20 protein-coding genes and 1 other RNA gene are annotated in these 21,222 nt (G+C 50.5%); 4 read left to right on the top strand and 17 right to left on the bottom strand.

What is annotated here, in order from left to right:
- The coding region (locus tag KQJ18_RS07225; protein ID WP_216421728.1) for a hypothetical protein at positions 1-375 on the top strand (375 nt) is incomplete at its 5' end.
- Positions 376-843: 468 nt separating this feature from the next.
- Here the strand turns inward: KQJ18_RS07225 and KQJ18_RS07230 are convergent.
- Positions 844-1,233, bottom strand: coding sequence for a hypothetical protein (locus KQJ18_RS07230; protein ID WP_216421729.1), 390 nt, complete (start codon positions 1,231-1,233; stop codon positions 844-846).
- A 735-nt stretch (positions 1,234-1,968) separates the two neighbouring features.
- The gene (locus KQJ18_RS24840; protein WP_256444610.1) at positions 1,969-2,097 is read right to left on the bottom strand and encodes a hypothetical protein; all 129 of its coding nucleotides are present in this window, start codon (positions 2,095-2,097) and stop codon (positions 1,969-1,971) included.
- 232 nt (positions 2,098-2,329) lie between these two features.
- Between KQJ18_RS24840 and KQJ18_RS07235 the strand changes: the two genes are divergently transcribed.
- Both KQJ18_RS07235 and KQJ18_RS07240 read left to right on the top strand, forming a co-directional pair.
- Positions 2,330-2,539, top strand: coding sequence for a hypothetical protein (locus KQJ18_RS07235; protein ID WP_110146903.1), 210 nt, complete (start codon positions 2,330-2,332; stop codon positions 2,537-2,539).
- A gap of 296 nt (positions 2,540-2,835) precedes the next feature.
- Positions 2,836-3,693: a DUF4365 domain-containing protein gene (locus KQJ18_RS07240; RefSeq protein ID WP_216421730.1), complete on the top strand. Its 858-nt coding sequence runs from the start codon at positions 2,836-2,838 to the stop codon at positions 3,691-3,693.
- Positions 3,694-3,920: 227 nt separating this feature from the next.
- Here the strand turns inward: KQJ18_RS07240 and KQJ18_RS07245 are convergent, their stop codons facing one another.
- From KQJ18_RS07245 to KQJ18_RS07260, 4 genes are read right to left on the bottom strand one after another with little or no spacing between them, the layout of a single operon-like run.
- Positions 3,921-4,943, bottom strand: a complete 1,023-nt coding sequence (locus tag KQJ18_RS07245) for a Gfo/Idh/MocA family oxidoreductase (protein WP_216421731.1) — start codon at positions 4,941-4,943, stop codon at positions 3,921-3,923.
- A 10-nt stretch (positions 4,944-4,953) separates the two neighbouring features.
- Positions 4,954-5,934 (bottom strand): PTS glucitol/sorbitol transporter subunit IIB, encoded by a 981-nt coding sequence (locus KQJ18_RS07250; RefSeq protein WP_216421733.1) that lies wholly within the window; start codon positions 5,932-5,934, stop codon positions 4,954-4,956.
- Positions 5,931-6,305: a PTS glucitol/sorbitol transporter subunit IIA gene (locus tag KQJ18_RS07255; protein ID WP_216421735.1), complete on the bottom strand. Its 375-nt coding sequence runs from the start codon at positions 6,303-6,305 to the stop codon at positions 5,931-5,933. Before KQJ18_RS07255 ends, KQJ18_RS07250 begins: the two co-directional genes overlap by 4 nt.
- Complete coding sequence (locus KQJ18_RS07260; RefSeq protein ID WP_216421737.1) at positions 6,302-6,823, bottom strand: PTS glucitol/sorbitol transporter subunit IIC; 522 nt, start codon at positions 6,821-6,823, stop codon at positions 6,302-6,304. The genes KQJ18_RS07255 and KQJ18_RS07260 overlap by 4 nt, the downstream gene beginning before the upstream one ends.
- A gap of 371 nt (positions 6,824-7,194) precedes the next feature.
- On the opposite strand from KQJ18_RS07260, the gene KQJ18_RS07265 reads away from it, so the two are divergent.
- Positions 7,195-7,611, top strand: coding sequence for a helix-turn-helix transcriptional regulator (locus KQJ18_RS07265; RefSeq protein WP_045324751.1), 417 nt, complete (start codon positions 7,195-7,197; stop codon positions 7,609-7,611).
- A gap of 366 nt (positions 7,612-7,977) precedes the next feature.
- Here the strand turns inward: KQJ18_RS07265 and KQJ18_RS07270 are convergent, their stop codons facing one another.
- The 11 genes from KQJ18_RS07270 to KQJ18_RS07320 all read right to left on the bottom strand — a co-directional run bounded on the left by KQJ18_RS07270 (position 7,978) and on the right by KQJ18_RS07320 (position 21,191).
- Positions 7,978-10,047, bottom strand: a complete 2,070-nt coding sequence (locus tag KQJ18_RS07270; RefSeq protein WP_216421739.1) for a DUF927 domain-containing protein — start codon at positions 10,045-10,047, stop codon at positions 7,978-7,980.
- 35 nt (positions 10,048-10,082) lie between these two features.
- Complete coding sequence (locus KQJ18_RS07275) at positions 10,083-10,298, bottom strand: AlpA family transcriptional regulator (RefSeq protein ID WP_006687292.1); 216 nt, start codon at positions 10,296-10,298, stop codon at positions 10,083-10,085.
- 465 nt (positions 10,299-10,763) lie between these two features.
- On the bottom strand, positions 10,764-11,753 hold the full coding sequence (locus KQJ18_RS07280) for a RelA/SpoT domain-containing protein (RefSeq protein WP_216421740.1): 990 nt from the start codon (positions 11,751-11,753) through the stop codon (positions 10,764-10,766).
- A 4-nt stretch (positions 11,754-11,757) separates the two neighbouring features.
- Positions 11,758-12,849: a nucleoid-associated protein gene (locus KQJ18_RS07285; RefSeq protein ID WP_216421741.1), complete on the bottom strand. Its 1,092-nt coding sequence runs from the start codon at positions 12,847-12,849 to the stop codon at positions 11,758-11,760.
- Positions 12,849-13,334: an SLATT domain-containing protein gene (locus KQJ18_RS07290; protein ID WP_216421742.1), complete on the bottom strand. Its 486-nt coding sequence runs from the start codon at positions 13,332-13,334 to the stop codon at positions 12,849-12,851. The genes KQJ18_RS07285 and KQJ18_RS07290 overlap by 1 nt, the downstream gene beginning before the upstream one ends.
- A 603-nt stretch (positions 13,335-13,937) precedes the next feature.
- Positions 13,938-14,576: a hypothetical protein gene (locus KQJ18_RS07295; protein ID WP_216421743.1), complete on the bottom strand. Its 639-nt coding sequence runs from the start codon at positions 14,574-14,576 to the stop codon at positions 13,938-13,940.
- Between the two features lies 1 nt (position 14,577).
- Positions 14,578-15,825 carry an integrase domain-containing protein gene (locus KQJ18_RS07300; RefSeq protein ID WP_216421744.1) on the bottom strand — a complete coding sequence of 416 codons (1,248 nt, stop codon included), beginning with the start codon at positions 15,823-15,825 and terminating at the stop codon, positions 14,578-14,580.
- A gap of 166 nt (positions 15,826-15,991) precedes the next feature.
- Positions 15,992-16,355: a transfer-messenger RNA gene (ssrA, locus tag KQJ18_RS07305) on the bottom strand.
- 72 nt (positions 16,356-16,427) lie between these two features.
- Complete coding sequence (locus KQJ18_RS07310) at positions 16,428-17,591, bottom strand: HlyD family efflux transporter periplasmic adaptor subunit (protein ID WP_216421752.1); 1,164 nt, start codon at positions 17,589-17,591, stop codon at positions 16,428-16,430.
- 7 nt (positions 17,592-17,598) lie between these two features.
- Positions 17,599-19,785, bottom strand: a complete 2,187-nt coding sequence (locus KQJ18_RS07315; RefSeq protein ID WP_216421745.1) for a type I secretion system permease/ATPase — start codon at positions 19,783-19,785, stop codon at positions 17,599-17,601.
- A complete protein-coding gene (locus KQJ18_RS07320; RefSeq protein WP_216421746.1) occupies positions 19,782-21,191 on the bottom strand; it encodes a TolC family outer membrane protein in 1,410 nt (469 codons plus the stop codon). The genes KQJ18_RS07315 and KQJ18_RS07320 overlap by 4 nt, the downstream gene beginning before the upstream one ends.
- Between the last annotated feature and the right edge of the window lie 31 nt (positions 21,192-21,222).

A 21,222-nucleotide genomic window follows, 5' to 3' on the forward strand; every position in this document is an offset into this window, starting at 1 on the left:
AGTATTGACTCTGAAACTAAAGATTTTATTCTTAAAGAGGAACGTTATTTTCAGTGCCAAGGGATCAGTCCAGTACCAAAAAAACCATTTTTTGAAGGAGGGATGAGTGTAAGTGAGCTTAGTGAGTATGCTCAAGCGCTAACAGTTTGCAAAAACGGTGATGCCGATGGTGGAGGCTCTGGTGGTCAAGAGCCAAGTCAGGTAAATGTGTTAGCTCTTGGTCAGGATAACATTGGGGCTATAATTCCATTAGATTATTTTCAAAAATTAAAGCTTGCAGCAGTACCGACCGCAGTACAAGATGTAGAGCCTGATAATGAACCGGTGGCAGAAGATAAACCTCAATCATCATATAGATCGAAAATGAGCCCCTGACTCTTATATATAGACTGCCATTGGTTTAACAAACGCCTCATTGCTAATTAAGATGGCTTGTATAGACGCGCAGGAATATATATTTTTTATGTTTATCAGGATTGTCTTCGCAGGTGAGCACTGAAGGCTCTGGAGGGTGAACCTGATGTAAGCTTTTACCTGTCAAGACTCACGATTGGGCTGGTGCCCCGGCCATGCTGGTTCAATAACGTCAGAAGTGCGGTATTTTCATCGGACAGGAAACGGTTACCTCAGCAAACGGCTAGAATAGCAGCGTGGAAATGTCAGGTTTGCAGCGGAAAGGGGCCACGATGGCCTGTGGAATAACCATACGCTCCTCCTGTGCTCAAACTAAAGGGCAGGAGCGTCTACCGTGGGGGCAATCCGTAAATGACGCGGAGGTGTCTGTTAAACCCGTGGTCATTCAATCAGTAAGTTTGGAGTAGTTTCATCAATTGCATCGGGTTATTATGAGTGAACACTAAAACCATTTTGTTCTGCTATTTCCCACGCTAAAGCAAACTCACTTGGCGTTGGCGGGATAATATCAAACCAGTCAAAATTAAATACTTTTTCTCTCTGTTTATGTAAATCACCTGTCGTATCAAACCCATCTCCAGGTAATCCTGTCTCAGAATTTACAACCAATACACTTAATGGTGGTAATTCGTTTTGAGCACAGAAGTGAAGAATATGACCTAGTTGACGATCCATCGTACCAGCGCCTTTATAGCCAAGAATATCAGCAACTTCTCCATATGTAGTTATCTTACGCTCATAAGCGAATCCGATAAGGATTTGCCATATTTGTAATGCTCTATTCTCAAGTGTTCTTTTTTCAGAAAAATATTGGATCATAGATTCCTCTTCAGAGTTACGATACAAATAAAAGGGCAGACTAAATAAGCGCAGCCTTTTGTGAGTCCCGCGAGTAGGTGGAGCACACTGCACGCGATAGTTCTTCCTTGAAAAGGATATCATAAGCAAGGTTGTCAGCCATTCTCCCATTTTCAGTAGAGCAGGGTTATAGAGTGGAGACATCTGCCGAAGACAGCAATTCTCTCTAGGTGGCCATATCAAATGGATGCATGACAGGATTGGCTGGCATCAAGAAGGGGGCGTTTGGGTATTTGCCCATGTATACGGCTGGTCCCTGTTGGGAGCATTTGACTATGTGGATGAGGCTTTTGATGTGTGGCGGGAACGCTCTTGTCATGCATGGCTGCTGGATATCTAGGGGCTCGGGACGCAGGGGATTAAATGCCTGGATGAGGCAGCAGCAGAGGGTGACAACATCACTGCGGAGGATCAGCTTTCGCTTGAGCTTGTGGTTCTGCCTGTCGCGACTGAGAGCACTGTAGTGCTCGCCGTCGGGGAGCAAGAGAGCATTTCCGGCAATATGAGACAAATCCTGAAAGACAAACCTGTATCCCGCTCATCGTCCGTATGGCCAGCGTTCTGGTCAGTCTTCCAGAGGGTGTTATACCAGGTGAAACAAGTGATCCGCGAGCAGTGGTGATTAAATCCGTGGCGACGCGTTCCCGGTGAGAGAGGCGAAACAGTTCAGAGCCGGATTAAAACGCATCACTGTTTTCAGGACGTAATTTCGATCTGGCTGGCGATGAGCGCATCCACTTGAAGCTGTACCGGTGCCAGCAGATCGACACCGGTCTCCGGTACATGCAGGGAGACGATAATGCTGTGGCGCGCTTTAGAGCGCATGGTGTTTTCCACCAGCACTGACTGAAGCGTAAGGGGTTTGTTTGTGGGCAAGGTAAGGGCAAAGCTTGTGCAGGAGATATGCCATTGATATGTGCGTTTGGTTACTGTCGTCCGCTTTGTGCCAAAAGCTGACGTTGCTACCATTTACTGTGTTAGTATCCTCTTAGCGTAAGCTACGAAGTTAAAGTGCTTCTTAAAATATCAACTTTGGAAATCTCAAAAGGAACACCCTATGGCCACTACTATGTTTTTTGAAGAAACAATCAAGGATCAAGGAGGTAAAACTTCTATGGATCTGGAACTCGGTCGATCTTCATACTATGCCGAAGACAGCATTTATATTACTGTCGATGGGAAAACCGTAATAATGGATCGGGAAACGGCGAAGAAATTTGTTGATGCTGTAGTTTCTGTCGGTTCCTATCATGGTCTAGTGGAGTAATGTGGTGCCCGCCACTCATTACGGCCAATCGCGCAGAGTTAAGGTTGTGGCGTGGAACCTGCCCTTAGTTGTTCGGATAGCTCTGTACCAAGAAGCGGAAGTCCCTTCCCATTAGGAATTTGACAAAGAGTATCGTTTGGATTTATTATCATTTATTAAAATTAATAAACACTTTATTTCCCAGTACTGATGTTTATGATGGCCCGCTATCATTGTATAACATTCGCAATAGGTCCGACTATTCCCATTCGCTCGACAGTCAACCATAAATTCAATCATCTTTTCTAAAGGCTTCTATGCGTACAGTACAGCACATAATAGATACTCGGTCGATTAAACGTGTTCTAAATATTCTCCCAGACCACTGGGTGATTCGGGAGTTAACCGAGCGTGATTATGGGATTGATCTTCTTATAGAAATTTTTGAAAAAAACAACAAGGATAAGAATAATCATGACGTATTCATCTCAACAGGGGCAATATTTCACGCGCAGGTTAAAGGTACAAATTCAACATTAAAAGTAGATAAAAATAATAATATACCCTTTTCATTCGATAAGGGGGGGTTACTCTACACAGAAAGATTTAGCACACCTTTCTTGCTATTCAGAGTTGATGTTTCGTCAGACGATGCGGATTCATATTTTGTATGGATCCAACGCTATGTTAGGGATGTTCTCGACTTAACAAAACCGGGGTGGAGAACAAGTGGACAGCAGTCATTCACAATAAAAATCCCTGAGCATAACAATATATCTTTAAGTTTCGAAAAGATAGAACGAATTGCATCATGGCCACGCTTGATACAAGAGATGATGGAATTCCACGAGAGCTACTTTCATCTTTCATCACAGTTAAAACACGCAGCATCAGGGAAATACAATATTAACAAGGATTCCCTGACACACATGGTAACCTTGGCAAGGAAAATAAATAATCTGCAAACTATATTTAAATACAATCACTGTTGCATTACTAAATCATGTGCAGAGGAATTATTATCATTTATCCAATCACTTAATGTCAGTAGTGTTCCATCCGATTTTTTAAATATACCTCACCAACAGAACCTTGACCTTTTAGCTAACAGCATCCATAACCATCTAGATAGTGAGAGTTTTATAGCGGATAGTGAGTGCAGTACAGTTTATTGAAATGAAAAATAACCAGTTTGCAAATTATTTACTTTGCAAACTGCATGGTGTTGCTAATTTGTTGTGCTACCCAATAGCATATTCATAGCCATCAAAATTGTGGTCATATATCATGTCAGCTTCTCGCTCAAAGCTGACCATGCTTTCTAATCATCCCTGTGCTTTGACTGGCTTGCTGGGTTAAGGGCTTTACCAGTCTGACATAGCAGACAGATACGCCCTTGAAGTTATGGTTTTATCGGACGCTCAGGCTTTCCGCTCTCCAGACTGCGATGAACCGCCTCGCAAATCCGGCTGACCTCCAGTCCATCTTCTGCGGTTACCGGGTACGGTGACCTGTTCCTGACCGCCCGCACAAAGTCATTGATAGGATCGATACCAAAGCCGCTGGCAACGCCGTTGCGGTAGTTGATGAAATAGCTGTTGGGCGTGAGCGTCATGCCCGGCGTGGTGATTTCCAGCCCGCGATGCTGCGAGGAGTTGCGGATATAGGTTGCCTCGCAGAGAATATCGATGCGCCCGTCGTTGTCCTTCGGAAAACCCTCCGGCAGCACCCATGAGTTTTCCACCACCCACGAACTGCCATCGGCCATCGTCAGCAGGCTCTGCACACTGTCAAAGGTGTCGAGGCCACATTCGACCATCAGCCGCTTCTGCCCGACGGCGTACACCGACATCACTTCCTGGCCGGAAAGGTGGCGCACCAGGTCAAAGCAGTGTGAACCGAGAAACCACACCGGGGAGCTTGCGCCCGCCCAGTTCAGCCACTCCGTCGGCACGCTGATGACATCGTCCATGCTGATATGCCCGCGCAGGATGCGCCCGGCTTCCGGCTTTTCCAGTTCGGCCTTAATGCGCATCACTGCCGGGTCCCAGCGTTTGTGGAAATCGACGCCGACCAGCAGGTCCCGCTGCTGCGCCATCTCCACGATAAGCTCGCACTCGCGTACCGAGGTGGCGAGCGGTTTCTCTGCCAGCACATGTTTGCCGTGGCGCAGGGCGGTGAGGATGGATTCGGTGTGGTACGGGTCCGGCGTCGCCACCGAGACCATATCAATCGCTTCCTCTTCCAGCAGTGTTTCCAGCCGGGTATAGCCCATCACGCCACAGGCCATGGCAAGGTCATCGCAGCGCTCTGTATCCGTGTCACAGATAGCGACCAGCACCGTATCCGGATTATGACGGTACGCGTTCATATGGTGTTTGCCGTAGATACCTGCGCCGACCACGGCGGCTCTGATTTTGTTCATCGTTATGTCCTCAGAATAAGCCCAGGGAAAACAGCCAGCCGACTATGACCGCAAGCGGTCCGGTCAGTTGTCTCGACAGCAGAAAGGCAGGGACGCCCTTCGCAATGGTCTCCGGTTTCGCCTCCTGCATGGAGAGTCCCACCGGCACGAAGTCGCAGCCGACCTGCACATTGATGGCAAACAGGGCGGGCAGGGCGAAAGCCGGAGATATCGCCCCTGCGCCAATCTGTGTACCAATCATCACGCCAATCACCTGCGAGATGGCCGCCCCCGGCCCGAGCACCGGGGAGAGGAACGGAATGCCGCAGATGAGCGACAGTAGCACCAGTCCCCACAGCGAGTTCGCCAGCGGCGTCAGGGCGTGGGCAATCAGGCTGCCGAGCGCGGTCTCCTGCACCAGGGCTATCAGCAGCGAGACAAAGGCCATAAACGGGATAACGTTGCGCAGGGACACGTCCACCGCCTCACGGCTGGCGGCAAACAGCAGGGCGATAACGTGTCCGACGGCAGTGCCGGTACGCTCGACCATGCGCACCAGTTTCTCCGCGCCATGGGGAGGCGGCGGAGCGGTGGTAATGACTGGCTCCGGAGCTGGAAGTGACTCAGGCCCGCTGTCCGGCGCTTCGGCGGTATCCACCAGAACCAGTTGCTCCATCGTGACGCCGGAGACGTAGTTTTCTTCGGTAATAAACTGCGCCAGCGGCCCCGCGCGCCAGGTGGGGAGCACGTTGATGGTCGGGATGCCCTTCTGCGGATACAGGCCGCAGCGCAGGGACCCGGCGCAGTTAATCACCACGCACAGGATGTCGTTATCCGGCGGAATGTCTGAGAAGCCGTTAACGATTTCCGATTCGGTGAGCGCGCCGATTTCTATCGCTACCGGATGAATCTCGCGTCCGGTCAGCGACAGCACCTTTTTGCCGCTGCCAACGGGCAGCCACAGTCCTTTACCGTATCCGCCGGGACCGGGAGGAATAAGTACCGTGTTCATGGGCGTCCCTCCTCTATCACCAGATTGCCGTGCAGGTCACGTAGGTCCGGCACCGGGCCGGAGAGATGAACCGCGCCAACATGGCAGGGATTCAGGTCACCATTGAACACCAGCGTCAGGTGGCCGAGTTCAGACAGCGCCTGCTGAGCCCCCTTGCCGACGGCAGTCACCAGATAATCATGGCCCGCCAGCAGCAGGCGGTCGCCGGGCAGTATCATCAGGCTCTCTTCCCGGAACGACGGCTCCAGCGACAGCGAGTAATCGAGGCAGTCCTTCGGCCCGTTGCTGTCGAAGGTGATAAGCATCTTGTCGGTGAGGCCGTCGGCGACAAACAGCCCGATGGCAGTAATACGTGCGCAGTAAATCATCATGATGCATTCCCCCGTTTGCTGAGCCGCAGGAACAGGTACTCGGTGATAATCCCGCGTATCAGGCCAGTCAGCATGGCGGCGGCAATATAGCGCCGCGCCAGCGAGGTGACGGGCAGGCCGAGCGCCTTAACCCCGGCGGCCACGCCGAGCCAGACGAACAGCTCTGAGGGCACCACATGGGGAAACAGGCTGGTGAGGGGATGGGCGGTGGTGCCGAGCGCATCTTCATAACCAGGCTTGCTCTTCTCGGGTAAGAGCTTGCCTAAAGTAAGCGCGCCCGGGCTGCTCATAAAGAACCAGCCGAGTACCGGCAGCATGCCGTAGGTGAGAATGCGCGAGCGGCCGAGCAGGGCGGCGACTTTCTCCATTCTGACGGTGCCGACCAGCTTCATCAGGAAGTTGATGGCCAGCAGCAGACAGATAAGCATCGGGATAAGCCCGGTCATCATGTCGAGGAAGATTTTGCCTGCGGCCTGGAATACATGAATAAACGCCTCAGCGAGGCTGACTGTCCACATAAGGAGTCCTCCGGGTAAAAGGCCCGGAGCGCACAGACTTGGCGGACAGAGGTTAAGGCATGACAGGCGTAAGCGTCTGGGGCTCCGGTAATGGCGATAAACAGCGATGGCTCATACTGCTTTCTTTGTTATCCCCGCTTGTGGCGTGTTTTTGTGAACTGAGCGGTTTTCAGGACGAGCGGATGCGTGGCAATTCAGCCCTGAGTATGCGATGCTCAGCAGTTGGGTTTGCAGAGGGTGATAGTCTGCAATTTGTACAGATAAGTTATCACATGATTTTGTGAATTTAAAGATCTATTTTTCACAACATATTGTGAATTTATTTTTATTGAATTCAACGAAATCAATTGATTACTGATTAGTGGCGTCTAATGTCTAAAAAAGATAATCAATTTTTTGATCAAGATAACAATTTTCAGTTTGGCACTCGCCTTGCCGAAGCGATGTCGTTATCTGAAGACACAGTCAGTTCTCTGGTAGATAAAACCGGTATTCCCAATTCAACCATTCGAAGCTATCTGAAGGGAGAATCCGTTCCCGGAATCATGCAACTTCGGAAGATAGCTGCTGGTATGGGCATCAAAGCGGGATGGTTTTTAGGTGATGATGAAGAGTTTGCCTGTCCAAAGGACGGGATATCAGAAATTGAAAAGGATCTTGAGCTACTCAATAACCTGTTCAAATACATGGCCCCTGTACAGCGAGGGCGGGTACTGAAACGCGTTCTGGCAAGTGTGGCGCGTCAGATCGACCATAATGTTGACGGTGACAATAATACTGAGCAATAGAACTAACGATCACTATCAGTCTGTATCTCTCGTGGCTTTTGCCCTTTAAGGGCAGGCCCGTTCCCCTTATTCTCCCTTCCTTTCAGCCTTTGCCTTTGAAGTCTCCTTTCGCCATTTTCATTTCTTCTGTTTTTGAGGTGGTACAGGTGGGACAAGTGGTACAACCGCGCCAGCCGTGGCTTTGCGCTGTACCACCTGAGAAATGCCAGTCTGAAAAGTGGGACAGAATCAGCAACGGCTGTCCCACCCTGTACCACTTTTTTTAAACCAAATTCTCTAAGGTGGGACGCTGAAACCCGCGCCAGCTCTGCGTGTACCACTTGTCCCACTCTGTACCACCTTTTTTTAAGACACGCGAGGCTGCACTCAGACACTGAGGATGCGGGAGGTAAGGCGGTAAACCCTGGCTTTGCCGATCTCCGGCAGGCGAACCTGCGACTGGTATTTCCCTTCGCTGCCGGGCAGCAGGCATTCTGCTTCCTGGCATAATCTCGCCGCTCTGGCGGGACTGAATCCCCGGCACATTTCCCGCCAGCCCTCAGGCAGGATGTGAAACAGTGTGTGCTCTTCACCCGTCAGCGGATCTTTTTCCACCCGGCGAAAGCCCACCATATTCAGCGGGCGGTCCGGGCCGTCCCACGAGGCAAAACGGCTGTACTGGTGCGCGGTGATAAACCGCTTGATCTGCGCCAGCACGCCTTCATCCTCCTGGTTGGCAATATGGCCGCGCTCGTTCAGCCAGGCGTGCAGGCAGATCCGGACCGCCTCATACGCCGTGCCTTCCTGCCAGCCCGTGATGCCCTGTAGCGTCGCTATCTCTCCGGCCACCGCCAGCAGCGCAAAGCGGGCCACGATGCGCTGCACCTGGTTTCCGGCATGCTCCGGCATCAGGGCAGTCTGGTAGCGGCGAAGTAACTCTCTTGCCAGTGCGATGTTGTCGTCCATGTCGTGGGTGAGGAAGGCCAGCCAGGCACGAAAAGCAGTGCCGTGGAAGCGGGCCACCCGGTCACACAGGGCATCGGCGAACTGCTGGCCGCTGGCAAAGCCGTGTAGCTGCTCAAACGCACCATGCTGTCCGGTGTCGCTGGGGATTTGTACCATGCGCACGTCCATCCCGGCGTAGAGGCGCTCCCCGGCGCGTTCGGTATGTTCCGCCAGCGACAGCTCCCCGGTGGAGAACAGCAGCAGCGTCCAGTGCCTGCGGTTACGCACTTCGCCGTCGGTGCGGGCGCGCCCCTTGCCCTGGCCGTTCGCCAGCATATAGGCAATCATCCCGGCTTCACGCGGGTCCACTTCGCGCAGTTCATCGAGCGGCAGCAGGGCATCATTGTGGCGGCTGGCAATTCCCTCGAGCGCATTCCCGGTAGCCCGCCAGGAGTGCCAGTAATCCGTGCCGCCACAGACGGAGGCGGCCACCTTCATCACCGTGGTCTTGCCGTCGGTGGACTCACCACGCAGGTGAAAACCCCCGCCGCCCGTTCCGGTCAGGCGCAGCAGCGGGGCGGCCAGTGCACAGCAGACGGCAAAGACCAGCCGTGAGTTACCTGCACAGAGCGCGGCGACCTGCTCCTGCCATTCCGCCAGTGTGCCGGACTGCGCAAAGCCGCCGGTAAGATAGTGGCTGCCCTGAAGGATGACATTGTCGCCACCGGGACCGATAACCTCATCCGGCAGCACGTACACGCCGTTGTGCCAGCCGGTTTTCTCCACGCAGGTGACCCGGCGTCCGGGGAGTGACCGCGAGATATATTCGCACAGCAGGCTGCGCAGGGCGGGGCGGGTGGAGATATAGGTCAGGCCATTCTCCAGCAGTATGCGCCGCAGCTCCTCGCCATTACCGCTGAGCATTGCCATCGGCATGGCCCAGCGCCGCAACTGCCCGGTGGTGGTATGCCATTCCAGCAGGCGGCCATAGCTGCCGTCATGACTGTCGCAGGTGATGGCGGTGACGCGCAGAGGGGAGCAAATGCGCTGGGGCTGGACGTCGCTTTCGCCGTCGCGTCGTTCGGTCAGCTTATCAAACCACAGCGCCTCTTCATCGAGGCGGAAGTGATCCGGCAGGATGTCGGAAGGCCTTTCCTGTCGCAGGCGTTCAAGCTGACCGCTCCAGTTCTCCAGCAGCTCACCGTCGGGGCTCATCAGCCGGGCCATCTGCACATCCGCATGTGCCAGTTTTACGGCGATTTTCAGCAACTCCTCTTCGTGGATATCGCCGGTGCGGAGTACCCGGACGTAAAGTGTGTCGGGTCTGATAATGGTCAGATTATCCAGATCGGCCAGTTCATCCGGGCCGAGCACCACCGGGGGAACATCATCTTCCCGGTCGGGATCTTTTCGCCAGGCGCGTGAGGTTTCCCATGCCTGGCTTCCGGCAAGGATTACCACTTCGAGCGTGCGCTCGGGAGACTGCTTACAGAGAAAGGGGGCGCGTTTCATGATGGGGTATCGGTCGGCTCATCCCTGAGCGTGGATTAACGGATGGCGGTGCGGCGCTGTTGCCACTGGCGGATTTCAGCGGCATCGAAAACCACCAGTCGGGAAGAGAGGTGGACGGGGCGGGGAAAGTCGGTGTTTTTAATCAGGCGGTAAACCGACGATTCGCTCATCGCCAGAAACTGGACCACCTGCCGCATACGTACATTGCCGCTTTCGGGAAAAGCATCGTTGCTGTCAGCACGGGTTTTCATGATTGCACCTCACGGGAACAGAATGTCGAGGCGGTTATAGCGCGGAACGGGGAGGGGAGGTATAGGTCTGGATAAAAAAGTGGCGTCCGGATAGAAAATAATGAGTCCGGAAAGACCTTTTTTACTTTCAGGATTAATTATTTTCAATTAACCAATTGAAAATAAATGGTTTTATATTTAGTTGAATTAATTTTGGATAGATAGCTTAAGTTAACGGATGGCAATGTCCGACAATGCACAAGTTACAATTGCCATCCCTACCTCGCTGTCAGTCAAGAAAGTGGCAAGAATTTCACGCTTATGGCTTACAAAAATAAGATTATAAGAAATAGATTTAAGTGTCGGAGACGGAATAAATAAACATTGCTGGGGGGTAAATATAAAAATATACTTAAAGTATCATTAAGATTAAATTGTTATTTTTCTGATGCTAATATATTTTATGTTTTTTTTGTTGGTGATTGCTTACATTTGTCTATCTAGGGAAACACCTAGATCTGCGGCCATTTCCTGAATTAATTTCCAATCTAATGGCCATTCTTTTTCTAAAGTGGATTTGCGTCTTTTTATCAACCAATACACAAAAATGATAATGCTTTGTTCAAAGAAAACGCTTTTTCTCTTTCCGTTTATAATTAATGTCTCGAGTTCTGGGGTATCATCTATAAATTGATGTAATCTTCTTACTGTATCAGAATCGATTATTTGTTTAAATGTGTCTAATATTAACAGCATTGATTTTTGGTTATTTGGTTTTTCTTTTGTTAAAGTTATATAGGCATGGTCAAGAGTCCTTTGTATTGCTGAAAAAACATCTGATGATTCATTAAGTGTCTTCGCGACTGAACAAAAAAAATCATCAGTTGTTTCAATTAATGCCATACTTTTTGCTATCGTTCTATGTATATCTGGTTCAACGATAGTTTTAGCTTTATAAATAGCATCATGAGTTAACTCGGCATAGGCATGTTGTAATAATGTTCTTACCTGTATCTCACATGGAATGCCTTGCTGAATACATACTCCATTATATTCAAATGATTCTTTCACCGTTACAATAAAATGGACTGATTGATAAGTGAAAATTAATGGGGTATTTAAACGCTCTTCGTCATAATGCCGGGATGTTTTGTAATCCCATAGTTCACAATTTTTAATTATGTCACATACTTCATCTATTTCTGAAGTGAGTAATACGACAAATCTGACTCCAACTTTATCTTCAATCTCTTTATAGGGATCTCCATATGATTTATCCTTTCGATGAAAGGCTTTATCAACCAAAGATTCTTTTTGTTTTACCCTGGGAGCTATAGGTTGTTTTAAAAAACTACCAAGATCACGATTTTTGCTTTCTGTGAGTTCTTTGCAGATATTTGAGACGACAAAATCCCCCCATGCTCTATACATAGGTTCGTCTTGTTCCCAACGTTGCAAAAACTCTAATTCATCCATTTTATTACTCTTGGAGTATTATTTTGTCTTTGATAAGAATTTTAGTCCACTCTGCTTGAGTACCATCATCACTGATATCACCCTTAGTAGATTCAATCACAATATGATTTTTAAAAATATCAGCGGGAGCTGTGATTTTTATATTTTTACTGAAATTAAGCTTTCTTGTTTTTAATTTACTCTCAATATGTTCATTGTCTCTTGTGAATGATGTTTGCGGAATTCCGTATTCATTCGCATACTCAAGATAAACATCTTTTACGGCATCATCAAAGAATCTTTCAGCATAATCTTTAGCAGAAATAACATCTGATTTTTCGTACTTCAAATAAGTAACTAGAGCATTTTTTAAGGCATTTTTCTTTTCAGCACTGATATCCAGTTCATTTAAAAAATCGCTTGTTTTCTCATAGAATACTTTTGTGGCGCGTGCATTTGTTTCCGGATATCCACAACCTAAAAAATGCTGATAAAAATACTGTGCAGCAGCCTTACCATCAGCTTTGCTAATTTGATAGTCTGAGATCATTACATCCCACGATTTATTCAAATCATCTTTGTCATTGACATCACTGGATTGAAAAAAACCAGCTGTTTTATAAAGCTTAGTTGATGGTGTTAGGAGTATTTCTTCCACAAATTTCAATGAAATCTGGCCGGTTGCGTCATCAATTATTTTTTCATAGGCGCTGTATATATCAGCTTTAATTATACCAACGAATTTTCTTTTATTTACACCATAGTTGCCAGTGAAAATCACAACTATACCGCCAGGTATTGCCCTTCTCGTTTGAGCATCTGCAAGTTTATTTGCAATTAAATAAGTTTCATCAATATATTCATCACCTTCTTTATCAATAACATTGGTGGCGATGAAAGGTACGTAACTTTCGCCATGCTCCAAGATTTTCATCTTAACAGCTTTAGAGCCATCACCAAGAGCATCGATTACTCGTGATTTGAAACCCTGTAAAGCATCCTCATCAAAAGTGATAAAGGAGAGACCTCGAGTTGGTTCTACTTTATTTCCTTCTTCATCACGTTGATGAATTTGATGAATAATTATTTTGTCAATATTCAATATACTTATGTTCATTACTGTGTGATTCCGCTATTTTTATCTTCTGATTTTATAGTTTTAGTTTCAATATATTCCCTATTTATATTGCTCCATTCTTGACTGTCTTTTTCCCAAATAGACTTATATTCTTCAAAAAGATTGTCAATGTCTGATTGAGTTGCATCAGGTTTTATTTTTAAATAATTAACTTTGTTTTTAAGTTGATACATAGCTAACAAAGTTGCTTTTTGCCTAAACCATAATTTTTGATAATCAAACCTCGCTGTCCATCCGCTAACTAATGTAAGTATAGCACTAACAATAAGTGCAACATTTTTTTGTATCTTCTCATATCCGGAAATGTCAAAAGCTAAAATTAATGTCGTTGCTGTACTAAAAAGCAGTGTAATGAAAAAAAATAGTTTTAATTTTTTTTTATTAGATTTTGCTTTAAGTTTTATAACGTCAATGCTGTTATCAATTTCCTTCAACAAAAATTGAAAGGAATCTGTTATAGACAATTATTTCACCTGTAATATTTTCTTCGCTAAAGCATTCCTCCCCCATGCAAACTGGTATGAGCTCATACCAGTTTGCATGGGGGAGGCTACCGCACATCTGTTGTGGCAGAAGTGAACGAGTGACAGATTTTGTAGGACTGGGCATAGCTTACTGATACTTCTACTATAAAATGAAACCTACATAAAATCGACCCACAGTACAGACTAATTGCACACTTTCTCGTGATAAAAATCATAAATATTAGATTGTTATATATTCATGCACACATAGAGCCATTGACTGTAGAAATTATGATATAAATGATGTTCATATCATAATTTCTTCTTATTTTATCTTTCCTGATACAGCGCAATGTCCATAACGTCTCGTGGAAAGCGTTCTTGTGTATCAGCATAATAAGTAGCTGGAAAATTAACATTCTGTTTATAAAAAATGATTCTCATCATCTTAAGCAACAGCGAGTGTCCCTTAGCCTACCCATGACCTATAGCCATGATTTATAGCGTTGGAGAAGTTTTACATCTATTGAATTGGCCTTCTTACTTAAGTCAAGGATTGAAAGTCGTACTAATTGGAAAAAAAATGAGAATGTGTGTCTACGTTTACTTCTCTCGCCCCATCTTCAACACTTCATAAAACGTCCCTCGTCCAAGCCCATCCGACGGCACTTCCCGCTCCTGAGCCAGCGTCTTCAGCTTACGAAGTATCCGATCCGAAGCCGGTTTATCAGACGTGCCATACCGTCCGTCAGTCTCATCAACCAGAAGCTGAACCAGTAACCAGCAGAGCCTGGCAGTATTCTCCCGTGCTTTGTCGCGCTTATGCATTCCACGCAGGGAAGGTTGTACTGAAGCAGTTAGATCCGGTAGCGCGTCGTCACCGAGCGTCTTCAGCCACTTGCGGCCACGGCTGTTGCGTGACAGTTTCATCACCGCCTTCAGGCTGCGGGCCTTAATTTCTGGCGGCGTCAGTTCGTCATCAATAAGCCGCCAGGCCAGCGCGAACATCTCATCGGCATAGAACATGCGTTTATTAGCCGGGGCGCTGACCATGCCTGTAGCTTTGATGGTGCGGCTGATGGCGTCGTGCAGGATACGGTAATTTTCCTGATGTTCTTCCGGCAGGGCGTTTGCTGGTTGGGAAGCATCGAGGCCGAGAAGCAGAAGGGCGAGATGCCGCGCTTCCAGCAGCGGCATATCACATTCCCGTTCAAACAGATTCTGACGAATGGGGCTGGTCACATTATTCTCCTTCCACGATCCGCAGCGGTTCTTCTTCACCGAGCAGCGCCTGCCGTCTGGCAGCATCAACGTAGTTTCCCCACCACTGCATTAGCGGTCGCCTTTGTTCCAGATAGTCGCTGCGGTTGTAGGCCGCTTCGATCTCATCTTCTTTCTGGTGCGCCAATGCCGATTCCAGTACTTCACGGGGAAAATGACCTGCACCCGCTGTTCTGGCGATGCTGCGCATGCCGTGGGCGACCAGTTCGCCACCGAACCCCATACGGATAAGCGCGGCGTTAGCGGTCTGCTGGTGCATATGCTCCAGCGGTTTACGGATACTGGGAAACACCCACGGGCGATGGCGGCTGACGGGCTCCATGATCTGAAGAACGCGCAGCGCCTGTTTGCTGAGCGGCACCGTGTGCGAGCGGTTCATCTTCATAAAGGTGTCAGGGATGCGCCATTCCGCTTTTTTCATATCGATGTCGCACCAGCGGGCGCTGACGGCCTCGCCGGGGCGAACCCAGGTCAGTAGCTCCCATTCGATAAGGCAGCGTGTTTCCTTGCGGATAGAGGCGTTTTGTAGCGCCAGCATTAGCCTGCCCAGTTCGCTGGGGTGAAGGGCGGGCATGTTCTGCTTTTTCGGTTTCTTGAAGCGGGCGACCAGGTTGTCTGCTGGGTTAAACTCGATGAGCTCTTCGGAGATGGCGAAGCGGAAGATTTCATTGAGCCGTGAGATAACCCGGCGCAGCGTTTCGAGGATGCCCTGTTCTTCCAGCGGTGTGAGATGTTCCTTGAGCATCTTCGGTCGGATCTCGGTGACGGGCGTGTTACCCAGAGAAGGGAAGACATGCATCTCAAGCGATCGCCAGACATCTTTGGCGTGATCTTCGCTAAGATCGCTGGTCCGTTTTTTCTCTTTGAGCCACTGTTCCGCCACTTTTTCCAGCGTGCATTCATTCTGGAGTCGTTGCTCCTCTGCAACCTGCTCCAGATGGGCCTGCGGGTCGATGCCCTGCACAAGTAAGCGCCGGTATTGCAACTTGAAATCTCGCGCCATGGCGAGGGTGACTACCGGGTAGGGGCCAATGCTGATTTTGGTCCGTTTTTTCAGCGCCGGGGGAGTGTATTCGAAGTACCAGATCTTTCTGCCGGATGGCTTAATCAACAACGCCAGTCCGTCGCCATCGCGCAGCATATACTCGGTCTTCTGCGGCTTGGCGGCAGCGATCTCGGTATTGGTTAGTGATTTCAATACCTTAGGCATGTTTTTGCACCTTGTTTTTTTAGCGTTCAGGCAACGCGGTGCAAAACAAGATACATAATGCTCAAGATTCATACAGAGATCATGACCACACATGCAACAAAAAATCCTGCAACTCGTTGAAGTTACAGGATTTTTTAAGGTTCATGATGCATCATGAATGAATATTTGGTGGAGCTGGCGGGAGTTGAACCCGCGTCCGAAATTCCTACATCCTCGGTACTACATGCTTAGTTCGTCTTTACATTCGCCTGGCACCTGCGGACGGACACGCCACTACCAGACTAGCCTGATTAGTTTTAACGCTTCAACCCCAGGCAGGGCATCCACGCGATCTCTTTTGGGTTTGACCTCTCTTTGATCCCCGTCTTAAGAGCGGAAGCTAGGGAGAGAGGGCTCAGAGCAGGTTATTAAGCTGCTAAAGCGTAGTTTTCGTCGTTTGCGACTATTTTTTTGCGGCTTTTTACGAGGCCAACCGCCCCTCGGCATGCACCTTGGGTTTCGCGAATCCCGTCGAATCCAGAATCAGCCCCAATGTGTTAGAGCAAGTATAACAGACTTGTGACACGCGTGACCAGCCCCCGCAACCCCTAATCCTCAAGGATTTACCGCTCGCGTAGCGCTTCTTTAGCCCGATTAAACGGTTTGATTAAATAGTCGGCGATGGTTTTTTCACCTGTTTTTATATCCACTGTGGCAATCATGCCCGGTACGATGGAGAACTGGCGTCCCAGTTTGTTCTCCAGGTAGTCCTGATGGGTACGGATAAACACGCGGTAGTAGAAGATTTCCGGTTTCACTTTATCCTGAATAGTGTCCGGAGAGATGGTTTCAACTACGCCTTCCAGACCGCCATAAATGGCGTAGTCATAAGCGGTTATCTTGACCAGCGCTCGTTGGCCTGGGTGAATAAATGCGATATCACGCGGCGACAGACGGGTTTCAATGAGTAGATGATCGTCTATTGGCACGATTTCCATCATTTCGCCATTGGGTGGGATAACCCCGCCAATGGTGGTGACCTGGATATTTTTCACGATGCCGCGCATGGGCGTGCGCACGGTCAACCGGGTGACGGAATCCTCACGTCCTTTCAAAATGGCCGCCAGCATATCCACTTCGGCGTTGGCTTTAGACAGCGCTTCACGCGCCTGCACAAAGTATTGGGAACGCAGGTCAGTGATTTTTAATCCCAGATCGCTTTTTTGTCGTTGCAGGCGCAGCACTTCCACATGGCTGGCGGCGCCGCTTTTCTCCAGACGTTGGGTAATGGCCAGCTCTTTATTGACTGAGACCAGCGCGTCCTGCAGTTCCGCCATGGAATCAGCAAGCTGCGCGCGGCGGCTTTTGTACAGACGTGTTTCGGAGGCGATGAGATCCGGCCAGGCGCGTAGTGAATCGGGAAAGGTCAGCGGCAGATCGTTAACTTCAGCATTAAGCCGCGCGCTGGAAGCCAACGAGGCGCGATAGCGGGCGGCGCTTTCCCCAACGTTGGACTCAGAGCGGGTAGGATCGAGGCGCGCTACGATTTGATTGGCCTGCACCTTATCGCCCTCGCGTACCGTCAGCTCGGCGAGGATCCCGCCATCCAGCGACTGCAATACCTGCTCACGTGAGCTGGGGATCACTTTCCCGCTGCCGGTCGAGACTTCATCAAGTTTACCGAAATACGCCCAGATACCCAGCACGGCAAATAACAGCGTGCTGAGCAGAATAATGCGGCTGGCCCCGGAAAAATGGTGTTCGCGGCGGATATCCAGATCGTCCATGGCGGCGTCATGCGGATTGGTTTTCATTTTTCCACTCCCGACCGTGAGTAGGTACAGGTGCCCGACTCGCACTCAACGCCTGCGCTTTCGGGGCATCCATCACCAGTTGGCCTTCTTTCAATACCACCACGCGCTCGACTAGCTCCAGAACCGGCACGCGATGGGTGGCGACAATCAGTGTGCGGTTGCCCAGCCAGAGGTTTAGCCGCTGAATAAACTCCCGCTCGGTATGTTCATCCAGTGAAGCGCTGGGTTCGTCCAATAGCACGATATTGGGTGAGCGCAGCAGCATTCTTGCCAGCAAAATCGACTGCCGCTGTCCACCGGACAGACCGTTGCCGCCCTCCATAATCGGATGCGCCAGCCCTTTGGCGAGTTGTTTAACGAAAGCCGCTGCGCCGCTGACCTCCAGCGCGTCGAATATCTGCGCGTCGCTGGCATGCGGCGCGCCGAGAGTCAGGTTCTCACGCAGGGTGCCGAAAAACAGCCGCGCATTCTGGCTGAGAAAACCGATGTTGCGGCGTAAATCGGCCATATCGATTTGCGCCAGGCTTAGGTTATCGAGTCGGACCTCACCCTGAATAATCTCCACGCTGCCCGCCATGGCCTGCAGCAGCGTTGATTTCCCCGCGCCGTTACGACCGAGGAGCGCTATTCGTTCCCCGGGCATGATCTCCAGACGTGAGATACGCAGCGGCACGCGCTGATCGTCACTGTGGTAGCGAAAGTGCGCGTTTTCAAAGAGATAATGACCGTGAAGAATCTCCTGATGTACCCGATCTTCATCGTATTGCGTTTCGGTGGGGAGCTGCATGATGCTGTCCAACCCCATCTTCGCTGCTTTGACCTGCTGCCAGCGGGCCAGCACGCCGCACAGGTTAGCCATTGGGGCAATCATTCTGGAACCGAGCATGGAGGCGGCCACCACGGCCCCGGTGGTCATCGTGCCTTCAATGACCATCGGCGCGCCGAACATAATAATGGCGGCGTAGACCAGGCTTTGTACCGACATGCCCCAACCAATCAGCCCCTGAGTCAGCTTGCGCGTGCGCAGTCCGGACTCTCCGGTAATGCGGATGTAGCTGTTCCACTGCTGTAAAAAGCGGTTTTCCGCCTGCATCAGCTTGATGTCCTCCAGCCCCTGAACGCTTTCAACCAGTACCGCGTTGCGCAGGGTGGATTCATGTGCGGCCTGGTTGGCGAGCACCGCCAGCTTCTTCTGTAACAGTAAACCAGGTAGGATCATCAGCAGGGCGGCGACGGGCGCTATCCATGCCAGCGGCGGGGCAATGCAGGCCAATACCACGATAAACAGAAAGAAAAAAGGCAGATCGACAATAGTCGACATAGTCGAGGAGGTGATCATCTCGCGAACCTGCTCCAGCTCGCGGAGTTGAGAAATAAAGCTCCCCGTAGAGCGAGGTACGGCGCTATTACGCAGCCGCAGGGCATGACTGAACACCCGATCGGAAATGCGCATATCGGCGCGTTTACCCAGCAGATCCATAATGTGGGTACGTGCTTCGCGCAGCAGAAAGCCAAACAGTACCGCCACCAGAACGCCGGTTGAGAGAACATACAGCGTCGGATACGACTGGGCCGGAATCACCCGATCGTAGACCTGCATCGAAAAGATAATCCCGGCGAGCGACAGAACGTTAATCAGGAAAGCGGCAACCATCACCGGCAGGTAAGGGCGGATATCCTGTAAAACCAGTTCGCGCATCCAGTCGGGCTTAAAGCGAGAAATATAGCGGTCTACCCGACTGTCTTTTAGCGCCGAAAGCGGACGCAGCGCGGTAATGCTTACGAGCTCCGGCACAAGCTCTGCAACCGTCAGCCGGTTACGCTGCCCCTCTTCGGCGATGATAAAAACATCCAGCGCATCGTCACCGTTGAAATGTTCTAGCACCATGATTTGGCCGTCGCGCAGTTCAGCCACTACCGGTAAACGCCACTGGCTGAACGCCTGCTTTGTGGTATCCAGTGCGTGAAATGACAGGCCTGCCTGGCGCGCCAGTTGCGTCAGCGCGAGGGTGCGGTTTTTTCCTGCAAACCATGGAGCGTTGGCCTGGATTGCGCCGGGGGAGCAGGCAACGCGATAGTGGCTGGCAATATACGTCATCGCCTGCGCCCACTGGCTCAGGGCCTGTTCGCCAATGGCCTCTTCCGCATGTGAATCGACGTCGCTCATAGCTGTATCTCCACCGATTGAATGCTGCGGTTATTTAAGGCGAATGCCTGGCGTAGCGAGCCGGTGTTGTAGAGGCAGTTCAGCTGTAACTGGCGTAGCTGGTTTTGGGTCTGGAGTTCAGCAAAACGCGCCTGATACACCTCCTGCTCGGCGTTAAGCACATCGAGCAACGGGCGAGAGCCAAGATCCAGATACTGCTGTTGATACAGCTCGCGCGTTTGTGCACTCAGTCGCTGCTGGCGTCGCAGAATTTGCAGAGCGGTGGCGAGACTCATCGCCTGGCTGCGGGATTCCAGTAATTTCTGCCGTACCTCAAGCCGGGTTCGTTGAATGGAATACTGGGCTGACTCAACCGCATGACTGGCGGCGTTGCGTCTGGCGGTAAGTCCGCCTCCCTGATACAGCGGCATTTCAACTTTTACCCATGCGGAGTACTGGGTTTTGTCGAGCACCTCATGGCTGGGGTATTTGTCGTTGAGATAGTGCTGAACCGACGGCTCCAGAGAGATAGTCGGCGTCATTTGCGCGTTGGCGTAGTCGAGATTGGCCTGCGCCACATTCGCCTGCGCCCACGCCGCCAGCACGGCAGGAACCAGCTTATCGTCGGGTTTAACGACATCACAACTGCTGTCCAGTTTGCCGGGAAATTCATTGCTGATGCCGTTGAGCGAGTTCCAGCCGAGAAAACTCATCAGCGTTGCCTTGCTGCTGTCGAGATTGGCCTGGTACTGCGCCAGTTGCGAACGCGCGGACTCTATACGCGCATCGGTTTGCACCACGTCTGATAGTGAGGTTGCGCCTTCATCATTGCGTTGCCGGGTCAATCGGCCAATGCCGTTCAGAGCGGAGAGTTGCTCCTCGGCGGCGTCCACCATTTGCTGCCACGTCTGCACCTGGACTATCGCGTTGGCGGTCGCGTGGGCGATGGTATCAATACTGAGTAACACATTAGCCTGTTGTTGCGCGGATCCTGCGGTTTCAGCGCGGACCTGGCTGGCCACTTTGCCGAAGTCATACAGCATTTGTGACACCGAGATAACCAGGGCCGGGCTAAAACCGTGGTCGGTGTAAGTATTGCTGTAGCCGTTGTTCATTCCGGCAGTTACCTGCGGGTAATATTTCGATTTCGCTACGTCTATCTGCTCATTCTGTGAGAGCAGTTTGCCGATAGATTCACGAATGGAAGGGTGCCAACTCACGGCACGACTCACGGCATCGTTCAGCGTCAGAGTTCCAGGGGCGGCAGGGCTTAGCGGCAGATCGGCGACGGAGCCGTCAAGGCTTGGAAGCATCTGGCTGTTTGCCAACCCTTCCGGCGTAATAACTTGCGGCTCATCTTCGGCATTCACCCGCATGGAACACAGTGTTAATGCCAGCAGTAATGCCACGGGCATGACTTTTCCCATATCTCATCCCTTTCAAAATACAACCGTTACG

It is taken from the genome of Citrobacter sp. S55_ASV_140, from assembly GCF_018919505.1.
In the GTDB taxonomy this organism is placed as follows: Bacteria; Pseudomonadota; Gammaproteobacteria; order Enterobacterales; family Enterobacteriaceae; genus Citrobacter; species Citrobacter werkmanii.

Excerpts from the sequence above, each read along its gene's own strand:
- KQJ18_RS07275 (WP_006687292.1), bottom strand. The coding sequence starts at position 10,298 with ATGAAAACCCGTGCTGACAGCAACGATGCTTTTCCCGAAAGCGGCAAT.
- KQJ18_RS07270 (WP_216421739.1), bottom strand. The coding sequence starts at position 10,047 with ATGAAACGCGCCCCCTTTCTCTGTAAGCAGTCTCCCGAGCGCACGCTC.
- KQJ18_RS07240 (WP_216421730.1), top strand. The coding sequence starts at position 2,836 with ATGCGTACAGTACAGCACATAATAGATACTCGGTCGATTAAACGTGTT.
- KQJ18_RS07300 (WP_216421744.1), bottom strand. The coding sequence starts at position 15,825 with ATGCCTAAGGTATTGAAATCACTAACCAATACCGAGATCGCTGCCGCC.
- KQJ18_RS07280 (WP_216421740.1), bottom strand. The coding sequence starts at position 11,753 with ATGGATGAATTAGAGTTTTTGCAACGTTGGGAACAAGACGAACCTATG.
- KQJ18_RS07260 (WP_216421737.1), bottom strand. The coding sequence starts at position 6,823 with ATGTGGACAGTCAGCCTCGCTGAGGCGTTTATTCATGTATTCCAGGCC.
- KQJ18_RS07265 (WP_045324751.1), top strand. The coding sequence starts at position 7,195 with ATGTCTAAAAAAGATAATCAATTTTTTGATCAAGATAACAATTTTCAG.
- KQJ18_RS24840 (WP_256444610.1), bottom strand. The coding sequence starts at position 2,097 with ATGCGCTCTAAAGCGCGCCACAGCATTATCGTCTCCCTGCATGTACCG.
- KQJ18_RS07250 (WP_216421733.1), bottom strand. The coding sequence starts at position 5,934 with ATGAACACGGTACTTATTCCTCCCGGTCCCGGCGGATACGGTAAAGGA.
- KQJ18_RS07230 (WP_216421729.1), bottom strand. The coding sequence starts at position 1,233 with ATGATCCAATATTTTTCTGAAAAAAGAACACTTGAGAATAGAGCATTA.
- KQJ18_RS07315 (WP_216421745.1), bottom strand. The coding sequence starts at position 19,785 with ATGAGCGACGTCGATTCACATGCGGAAGAGGCCATTGGCGAACAGGCC.
- KQJ18_RS07255 (WP_216421735.1), bottom strand. The coding sequence starts at position 6,305 with ATGATGATTTACTGCGCACGTATTACTGCCATCGGGCTGTTTGTCGCC.
- KQJ18_RS07310 (WP_216421752.1), bottom strand. The coding sequence starts at position 17,591 with ATGGACGATCTGGATATCCGCCGCGAACACCATTTTTCCGGGGCCAGC.
- KQJ18_RS07235 (WP_110146903.1), top strand. The coding sequence starts at position 2,330 with ATGGCCACTACTATGTTTTTTGAAGAAACAATCAAGGATCAAGGAGGT.
- KQJ18_RS07285 (WP_216421741.1), bottom strand. The coding sequence starts at position 12,849 with ATGAACATAAGTATATTGAATATTGACAAAATAATTATTCATCAAATT.
- KQJ18_RS07245 (WP_216421731.1), bottom strand. The coding sequence starts at position 4,943 with ATGAACAAAATCAGAGCCGCCGTGGTCGGCGCAGGTATCTACGGCAAA.
- KQJ18_RS07320 (WP_216421746.1), bottom strand. The coding sequence starts at position 21,191 with ATGGGAAAAGTCATGCCCGTGGCATTACTGCTGGCATTAACACTGTGT.